General features: G+C 74.8%; 1 pseudogene. It reads left to right on the top strand.

The window, feature by feature from the left end:
* Positions 1-384: 384 nt before the first annotated feature.
* Positions 385-620 (top strand): annotated as a pseudogene (locus QN350_RS19725) (hypothetical protein); the annotation flags it as partial.

Below are 620 nucleotides of genomic sequence, written 5' to 3' on the forward strand. Positions count from 1 at the left end.
TCCTCGGGCGTGAGAACAAGGGGCGAGCGTGCGGGCGTGGTCCACCAGGGTTCGAGCGGGGCGTCCGGGCGGATGCCCGCGCCGGCTCCCACGGTCGGCGAGCCTCCGGGGGTGCCCGCGCTCGGAGTCACGGCGGTGCCACCGGTCGTCGCGAGAGGGCGGGCGGATGGATAGAAAATGTCCCCGGGGACGTACCCGGCGGAACCGCTCACCTTGGTCGTGCCGGTCGTGCCGGTCGTGCCGGTCGTGCCGGTCGAAGCGGCAGGCCCTGCGAAGCCTGCAGCGCCAGTGGACTCCGTGGAGCTTGCAGAGCCAGCGGAGCCCGCAGCGGCGGAGCCGCGTGCTACTGCTGCAACGGCAGAGGTGGAACCGGCAGGGTGCTCTGTGCCCGCAGCAGACCAGCTCGTCGCGCCACCTGAGGACGCGGGCGCCGGCGTGATCGGGGCAGGTGCCAGGCCGCCCCGCGTCGGGGACGACGCGGCTCCGGCATCGCGCGGCCGGAACACGGGCGGTTCCGCGGCCGCCGAAGGCGAGGGCACGGGCGAGTGCACGGCGGGAGTCGGAGGAAGCGGCGGAGCAACCGGGGTGGATGCCGCGGGCTTGATCACGGTCACGGCGGC

Origin of the sequence: Cryobacterium sp. 10I5, assembly GCF_035019865.1 — a bacterium.
Classification (GTDB): Bacteria; Actinomycetota; Actinomycetes; order Actinomycetales; family Microbacteriaceae; genus Cryobacterium; species Cryobacterium breve_A.